This is a genomic window from Streptomyces sp. NPDC007162 (assembly GCF_040634175.1).
Taxonomy (GTDB): domain Bacteria; phylum Actinomycetota; class Actinomycetes; order Streptomycetales; family Streptomycetaceae; genus Streptomyces.
In genome coordinates this window covers 1-7,685 of sequence record NZ_JBEYFC010000432.1, presented here as the reverse complement: position 1 = coordinate 7,685, position 7,685 = coordinate 1, and the positions used below count along the sequence as shown (strand labels likewise).

Annotated in this window: 5 protein-coding genes; all 5 read right to left on the bottom strand. The window is 68.6% G+C overall.

The genetic code is table 11. The annotated features are described in order from the left end of the window. Positions 1–60: 60 nt before the first annotated feature. Positions 61–2,175 (bottom strand): hypothetical protein, encoded by a 2,115-nt coding sequence (locus tag ABZ646_RS35050; RefSeq protein ID WP_360528157.1) that lies wholly within the window; start codon positions 2,173–2,175, stop codon positions 61–63. A gap of 154 nt (positions 2,176–2,329) precedes the next feature. After that, positions 2,330–3,829: a bifunctional cytidylyltransferase/SDR family oxidoreductase gene (locus tag ABZ646_RS35045; RefSeq protein ID WP_360528154.1), complete on the bottom strand. Its 1,500-nt coding sequence runs from the start codon at positions 3,827–3,829 to the stop codon at positions 2,330–2,332. Positions 3,830–4,116: 287 nt separating this feature from the next. Continuing rightward, positions 4,117–5,328 (bottom strand): hypothetical protein, encoded by a 1,212-nt coding sequence (locus tag ABZ646_RS35040; protein WP_360528151.1) that lies wholly within the window; start codon positions 5,326–5,328, stop codon positions 4,117–4,119. Between the two features lie 513 nt (positions 5,329–5,841). Next, positions 5,842–7,281, bottom strand: a complete 1,440-nt coding sequence (gene obgE / locus ABZ646_RS35035) for a GTPase ObgE (protein WP_360528148.1) — start codon at positions 7,279–7,281, stop codon at positions 5,842–5,844. A 128-nt stretch (positions 7,282–7,409) separates the two neighbouring features. Further along, entirely contained in the window at positions 7,410–7,664 is a 255-nt protein-coding gene (gene rpmA, locus ABZ646_RS35030) for a 50S ribosomal protein L27 (protein ID WP_007381992.1), read from the bottom strand. Between the last annotated feature and the right edge of the window lie 21 nt (positions 7,665–7,685).

The following is a 7,685-nucleotide window of genomic DNA, read 5'->3' as shown; positions in this document are numbered from 1 at the left end:
TCGGTCCCGGGGAGGAATCCCCGGGACCGAGCCCGTTCGGTGTATGCGCTGGAGCGCGTGTCAGCCGGGGGTGGTGGTGCCTTCCGTCTCGCTGGCGGCCTTCAGCGGGTCTCCCGGCAGCGTCTCGGCGATGTCGGCCGCCTCCGCGTCACCGGCCGCGATCCGGGCCTGCTGGCCCAGGTTGCGGGTCTCGGCCTTGCGGGCGAGGGCGGCCACCGCACCGTTGAACTGCTCGATGGAGGTGGGCTCGTCCGGGCCCAGCAGGTAGCGCTTGAGTTCTTCGCGGTCCGCGGCCAGCGGGTCGGCGGACGGATCACGGACGGCGTCCAGCAGGCCGCCGAGTTCCTTGGCGCTGTTGGAGAGGATCACAGCGGCCCGCACCGCGGTGTTGGCCTGCTTGAACTCCTCCACTCCGACGCCCGCGGAGTCGGTCACGGCGTACGGCTTACCGCTCGCGATGAAGTCGGAGACCACGCTGGAGATGTCGGAGACCATCGCGTCGGAGACGTTGAAGCAGTCGTACAGGCGCGGTTCGGCGCCCGTGATGACCCGGTGTTCGTGCGTGGGGAAGGAACGCCACAGAGCGTCGTTCCACTCGGCGCGCAGCCGGGCGACTTCTTCGTGCTTCTTGAGGTCGACGACGTCGTCCCGGCTGGCCTCGGCCTCGTCGCGCTTCTCGTCGCCGGTGCCGGTCAGCTCGACCAGGCGGGCCTCGATACGGGTGAGCTCGGCCTGGGCCGCCGCGTGGGCGGCCGCGTCGGTGGTGAAGCGGGGGTCGGTGGCGCGCTGGGCGGCGGCCTTCTCGATGAGGGCGGTGACCCGCCGGTGGGCGGCGCCTGCCTCTGGGCTGACCGTGCCGGTGAAGGGGTGCGGCTTGTACAGGACACGGACCGGCGGGTCCGCCTTGACCAGCTTCTTCACGATGTTCTCGCCGGCGAGCAGTAGGGAGGTGTTGCCGGGGTTGCCGTCCCAGCCTTCCCAGGTGGGCGCGTAGAGAACGGTGGGGACACGGCCGTCGGGTACGCCCTGCCAGTGCTGGATGGGGGCCAGCTGCGGGCGGCCGACCTCGACGATGTCGTCGTCGCGGACCCCGACGTCGGCGATGGCGTAGCGGTCGCGGCCCGCGCGGCCGGCGGTCCACACCTCGTCGTACACCTTGCTGAACGGGTTGACGCTGGCCAGTTTGTCGCTGTCGCCGTGGCCGATGAAGACGTGCTTCATCGTGGGGACGCGCAGCAGGTGGATGTTCTTGCCGACGTTGGCCGCGTAGAGGGCGACGCGGACCGTGGCCAGGTCCATGTTCATCAGGTGCACACCGCCGGGCACGCAGATGACGGGGACCGTGGTAGGGGCGAGACTCTGCAGGATGACCCGTTCGCGCAGCAGGATCAGCGGGCGGGAGTCCAGCTGCTCCATGGTCTCCAGCCACATGTTGACCTGGTAGGCGGAGTCCTTGGAGCCGGAGAAGTACAGGACGGTCTCGGGCTTGTACTCGGCGAGCCAGTCGTCGACGGCGGCCAGGACGGTGTCGGCGTCCGGCGGGGTCTTGCGGCCGCGCACGTAGGGCATCAGCACCAGCACGTACAAGGAGCCGAGGCCGAGGGTGAGGCCGACGCCGATGAATCCGGCGACGGCGCTGTTGGTGACTCCCGAGATCAGCAGGCCGACGACGGCCGCGAGGTCGAGATGGAGCATCTTCTCGGCGGAGCGGTCCAGCAGGCCCTGCGGCGGGGCGTCCGGGATGCGGATGCGGGACTTCAGGTCGACGTTGCGGGTGGCGACCGGCATCCGGCGGCGGTTGCGAATCAGCTGGACCAGTGCGCCGTGCGGGGCCTGCAGGCCGTAGAAGGCGATGAAGCAGGCGATGGCGCCGTAGAAGATCAGACCGTTCGAGAGGTCCATGCGGGCCAGCAGCAGGATCAGCAGGAGCTGCCGGATCAGGAAGCGGATCGACAGGCCGGCCCGGACCTTGCTCAGGCGGTTGATGAGGTAGCTGCCCTTGCGGTGCAGGTAGTGGTCCGCCAGGTACGTGACGGCGGCCGCGGCCGCGAAGGCGTAAACGCTCGGGACGAGCGCGGCGATCATGAGCACCGGGAAGCCCAGCATCATGAGTGCCGCCGCGGCCAGCTCGGCCGCGCTGCCCACCCGGGCGACGCGAATAGCGGTGGATATCACGGAGAACCTTTTGCTGACAAAAAGGCCTGTATTTGACCTTGCGGACGATCTGATGTGGTAGTCGATCTGGAATTTTTACGGTTCAGGCCCCTGTGAATGCTCGACGAACACGCAACCACAGAGGCCTGAATTACAGATAACTATTGGAAGTTGATTATGCCACGCCGTCCTGCCGGTCCAGGACACTGGCCAGCGCCTGTTCGAAGCCGGAGGCCTGGCCGGCGGCGGCCGTCGGGTCCTGCTGACGGACGTCGATGACGTGGCCGGTGAGTTCGGACAGCAGCACGTCCAGGGAGGTGCGGGCGACGGCCTCGGAGGAGAGCAGCGAGCCTGCCGGTTCCTGGCCGAAGGCCTTGGTGCGCATGGGGGTGGCGGTGCGCTCGGGGTTGATGCAGTTGACCCGGATGGAGTCACCGGCCCACTCGTCGGACAGGGCCTGGGTGAGGTTCACCATGGCGGCCTTGGTCGAGGAGTAGAGGCTGTACTCGGCGCGGCCGCGGGTGTAGCTGCTGGAGGTGTAGAGCAGCAGCTGACCGTTGGTCTCAGCGAGGTACTTGTAGCTGGAGCGGGCGATCTGCACGGGGGCCAGGTAGTTGACCTTCAGCGCCTCTTCGATGGTGGCGTTGTCGGTCTCGGCGAGCTTGCCGATGCGCAGGACGCCCGCCGTGTTGACGACGTAGTCGATGCGGCCGGTCTCGGCGTACGCCTTGGACAGGGCGTCGTCGACTTCTTCCGGGTTCTCCACGTGGGTGCCGGTGGTGGAGCGGCCCAGCGCGTAGACGGTGGCGCCGTAGGACTCGGCGAGTTCGGCGATGTCCTTGCCGATGCCGTACGAACCGCCGAAGATCACCGCGGTCTTGCCGGTCAGCAGTTCGCGGTAGGCGTCTTCGCCGTTCTGCTCGGGCGCGGCGGTGGAGGCGAGCTGGAAGAGCTTGTCGGCGATGAAGACGTCGACGGGCTGGGTGACCTTCATGTTGTACTCGTCGCCGGCGACGACGTGGATCGGCACGTCCGGCAGGTACTTGAGCACGACGGAGCAGTCGTCGGTGGCCTGGAAGTTGGGGTCGCCTGCGGCGACCTCGTAGGCCCGCTTGATCGTGGACAGCCTGAACGCCTGCGGGGTCTGGCCGCGGCGCAGCCGGGAGCGGTCCGGGATCTCGGTGATGAACTCGCCGTCCTGGCCGTGCGTGCGCGTGACGATGATGGTGTCGGCGGAGGGGATGGCGACGTCGACGGCCTGGTAGCGGTCCAGGGCTGCCACGCAGTCGTCGATGACGCGCTGCGACAGCAGGGGGCGTACGGCGTCGTGGAAGAGGACGTTGCGGTCCTCCCCCGCGGCCAGTCCCTCGCCGAGGGCCTCGATGGCGCGCTCGGTGGTCTCGTTCCGCGTGTTGCCGCCTTCGATGACCTTCTTGACCTTGGTGAAGCCGGCCTTCGCGACGATCTTCTCGATGTCCGCGACGTAGCCCGGGGCCATCAGCACGATGATGTCGTCGATCGAGTCGGCCTTCTCGAAGGTGGCCAGGGTGTGCTCGATGACTGCCTTGCCTGCGATCTTCAGCAGCTGCTTGGGGATCGACAGACCCACCCGCTGGCCGGTGCCACCGGCCAGGATCACTGCGGTGGTTCGGGGCTTGGCTATGCGCTGGGACACAGGTGACCTACCTTGGGGCATCAGGGAACCAGGAAATGGTCCCACTTCCGGTAACCGCTGTGCAAGGTGAGCGCCGTCCACCGCATATGTACCCGCAACCTTTCATTCATCTTGCATCGCTGGTGATGGGTACCGCTCGGCGGCCGTCCGGGGAAGTTCCGTGAATTTGCTGTGAGTAACTGCACAGTGCATTCCGATTGCGGTGCGTGACACATCACCTCTCAGCGATGCTAAATCTTGACACGTGGACGACTTAGCAGGGCTAAGCTGTCCGGCTCGCCCGCCTCTCACCGTCGTCGCAGCCTCTTGAGACATCGGCGGCCCAGTACCCGTACGAGTTCCTTCGATGACGTCTGGTGCACGGCCCTGGCCTTCGCCTCGGCCGTGTGCCGTACCGGTGCGGCGGCCGCCGCGGCAAGTGCGCCGTACAAGGCGTGGGCGGCGACCTCCGGGGCGATGCGGGCTTCCCCGGTGGCCGGTTTCGGCTGTTCGGGGACGGCGGAGAGCAGGGCGGGGTCGCCGACGACGCGGACGCCCATGGCGTCGATGCGTGCCACCATCTCGGCACCGATGCGCGCGGCGGCCTCGACGGCCCAGTCGGGGGTGCGGATCTTCACGTCACCGGCTGCGGGACTGCACGTGTTCTTCATATGCATGACCGCGCCGTTGCGGATGAGCTTCGAATAGAGCTCGTCGGGCAAGCCATTGCCGCGGAATTCCACGTTGAGCTTCCGCAGCATTTCGGTCTCGGCGAGGGTGAGGGAGCGGTTCGCCGCGTCCGGAACGGGCTGGAGGAGTTTTTCGGGGAGGCCGAGCAGGGCTTCGAAGGTCCGCAGCAGGCCGTCGCGGTCGCGGTCGTCGACCACGATGACGGTGATCCGGTCGGTGCCGACGGCGCGGCTCCAGCGTTCGACGAGCCGGTCGTGCCGGTGCCGGTGCCAGAAGCTGGGGTTGGGCTTCTCGTAGGGGGCCTTGCGGAGCATGTGGTCCAGCCAGTCCTCGTAGCCCATGCGCAGGCCGTTCTGTACGTACTGCTGCCACTGCGAGGGCATGATCCTGACGATCGGGCGCAGGGTGACGAGGACGTGGACACGGTCGCCGCCGAGCTGCCTGACGATGCGGGCGGCGGTCTCGTCGTCGGGGGCGTCGGCGAAGAACTCGCTGCTGATGACCGACGTGCGCGAGCCGGTGGCTTCGACCTGCTTGAGCAGCCGGGTCCAGTGTTTCTCGGTGGGCAGGGTGTCGCCCATCATCGCGGGCCGGGCGCAGGCGGCGAGGGCGGCCTCCATCGGGTGCCGGGTGGTGGCGGGGAATTCCACGCCGTGTCGGGGGAACTTGTCCCTGGCGGCGAAGAGGGCGCCCTGAATGGCCGTGGTACCGGTTTTGTGCGGGCCGATGTGCAGCAGGCGGGTGCCGGCGGGCAGGGCGGCAAGGGGGCCGATGGGGCCTATCGGGGCGTGGTTCACCGGGGCTTCGCCTCTCGTACAGTCCGTCTCCATGGTTAACGAAAGGTAAGAGGTTTACCTTGGGTTCACCTGAGAGGAGCCTGGGACACAGATGAGTCCCAGGCTCCTGTCACACGGACTTGACGTTCGGCACGCCGGTTTCCGCCCTGTTCGTCCGCTTCCACGCGCACGCGCGCGTCGATGCCGTCGCGGCGGATGTCGAAGAGGTGGTAGCCGCGGGGGCGTCGATGACCTTTCAGTGCGGGGTGTCGGGCCTCAGCGGGTCGAACTGGGCGTGGAAGGCCGCCTGGTCCTGGTCGCCGTTGCTGGAGATGGAGGTGCCTGTGAGGACGGCGGCACCGGCGGTCAGAAAGCGGCGGTCCGACCTTCGGCAGCTCCCATGGCAGATGGGTCCGCCCGCTGCACACAGCCGTGCGTGCGCAGGGCAACTGGGAGGCAACGGAAAACCCGTTGCGGCCGGGAACGGGTCCTGGCCGCAACGGGCGTGATCGGGTACGACGGTGGTCCGGCCGGTCCCGGAAGCCCGGGAGGGAGCCGGCGGTGCGGCTACTCGAAGGGGTCGAAGTCGCCGTACTCGCGCAGCGACTCGTCCCGTTCGGCCTGCCGGTCGCGGCGGCGCTGGACGGCCGGGCGCTGCTCCTCCAAGCGGTGGTCCTCGCCGCGCCGGCCGAGCATCTCGGCCCCGGACATCATGGTCGGCTCCCAGTCGAAGACGACGGCGTTGTCCTCGGGGCCGATGGCGACGCCGTCGCCGGCCCGGGCGCCGGCCTTCATCAACTGCTCCTCGACGCCGAGGCGGTTGAGACGGTCGGCGAGGTAGCCGACGGCTTCGTCGTTGTTGAAGTCGGTCTGGCGGACCCAGCGTTCGGGCTTCTCGCCGCGGACCCGGAAGAGGCCGTCCTCCTCCTGGACGACGGTGAAACCGGCGTCGTCGACGGCCTTGGGCCGGATGACGATGCGGGTCGCCTCCTCCTTGGGCTTGGCGGCGCGCGCCGCGCCGACCAGCTCGCCGAGGGCGAACGTCAGCTCGCGCAGACCCGTGTGGGCGACCGCCGACACCTCGAAGACGCGGTAGCCGCGGGCCTCCAGGTCGGGCCGGACCATTTCGGCGAGGTCCTTGCCGTCGGGGACGTCGATCTTGTTGAGGACGACGATCCGGGGCCGGTCGCCGAGTCCGCCGTACTGCTTGAGCTCCTCCTCGATGACGTCGAGGTCGGAGACGGGATCGCGCTCGGACTCCAGGGTGGCGGTGTCCAGGACGTGCACGAGGACACTGCACCGCTCGACGTGGCGCAGGAACTCGAGGCCGAGGCCCTTGCCCTGGCTGGCGCCGGGGATGAGCCCGGGGACGTCGGCGATGGTGTAGACGGTCGAACCGGCGGTGACCACACCGAGGTTGGGGACCAGGGTGGTGAACGGGTAGTCGGCGATCTTCGGCTTGGCCGCGGACAGCACCGAGATCAGGGACGACTTGCCGGCGCTCGGGTAGCCGACCAGGGCCACGTCGGCGACGGTCTTGAGCTCCAGGACGACGTTCCCGAAGTCCCCGGGCTCGCCGAGCAGCGCGAAGCCGGGGGCCTTGCGGCGGGCGCTGGCGAGGGCCGCGTTGCCGAGGCCGCCGCGGCCGCCCTGGGCGGCGACGTAGGAGGTGCCGTGGCCGACGAGGTCGGCGAGGACGTTGCCCGCCTTGTCCAGGACCACCGTGCCGTCGGGCACCGGCAGGACCAGGTCCTGGCCGTCCTTGCCCGCGCGGTTGCCGCCCTCGCCGGGCTTGCCGTTGGTGGCCTTGCGGTGCGGGGAGTGGTGGTAGTCGAGGAGGGTCGTCACGGACTGGTCGACGGTCAGGATGACGTCGCCGCCGCGGCCGCCGTTGCCGCCGTCGGGGCCGCCGAGCGGCTTGAACTTCTCCCGGTGTACGGAGGCGCAGCCGTGGCCTCCGTTACCCGCGGCGATGTGCAGCTCGACGCGGTCCACGAAGGTGGTCATGGTGCAGTGCCTCCAGATACTTGCGGGGTAATACCTATGTCAACACGCGAAAGGCGGACCCGCCTTCCCGTTCGGGAAGTGAGGTCCGCCTCGCGAAACGTTCGGTCAGAGCCGTGCTGTCAGCAGACTCAGGCGACCGGGACGATGTTCACGACCTTGCGGCCACGGTGGGTACCGAACTCCACCGCACCGGCGTTCAGCGCGAACAGCGTGTCGTCGCCGCCACGGCCGACGCCCGCACCCGGGTGGAAGTGGGTGCCACGCTGGCGGACCAGGATCTCGCCCGCGTTGACGACCTGACCGCCGAAGCGCTTCACGCCGAGGCGCTGAGCGTTGGAGTCGCGACCGTTACGGGTGGACGATGCGCCCTTCTTGTGTGCCATCTCTCCTCAGTCCCTTACTTC

What these genes read in the sequence shown, in the direction of transcription:
- obgE (WP_360528148.1), bottom strand. Translation starts at nt 7,281, where the DNA reads ATGACCACCTTCGTGGACCGCGTCGAGCTGCACATCGCCGCGGGTAAC.
- rpmA (WP_007381992.1), bottom strand. Translation starts at nt 7,664, where the DNA reads ATGGCACACAAGAAGGGCGCATCGTCCACCCGTAACGGTCGCGACTCC.
- ABZ646_RS35040 (WP_360528151.1), bottom strand. Translation starts at nt 5,328, where the DNA reads ATGGAGACGGACTGTACGAGAGGCGAAGCCCCGGTGAACCACGCCCCG.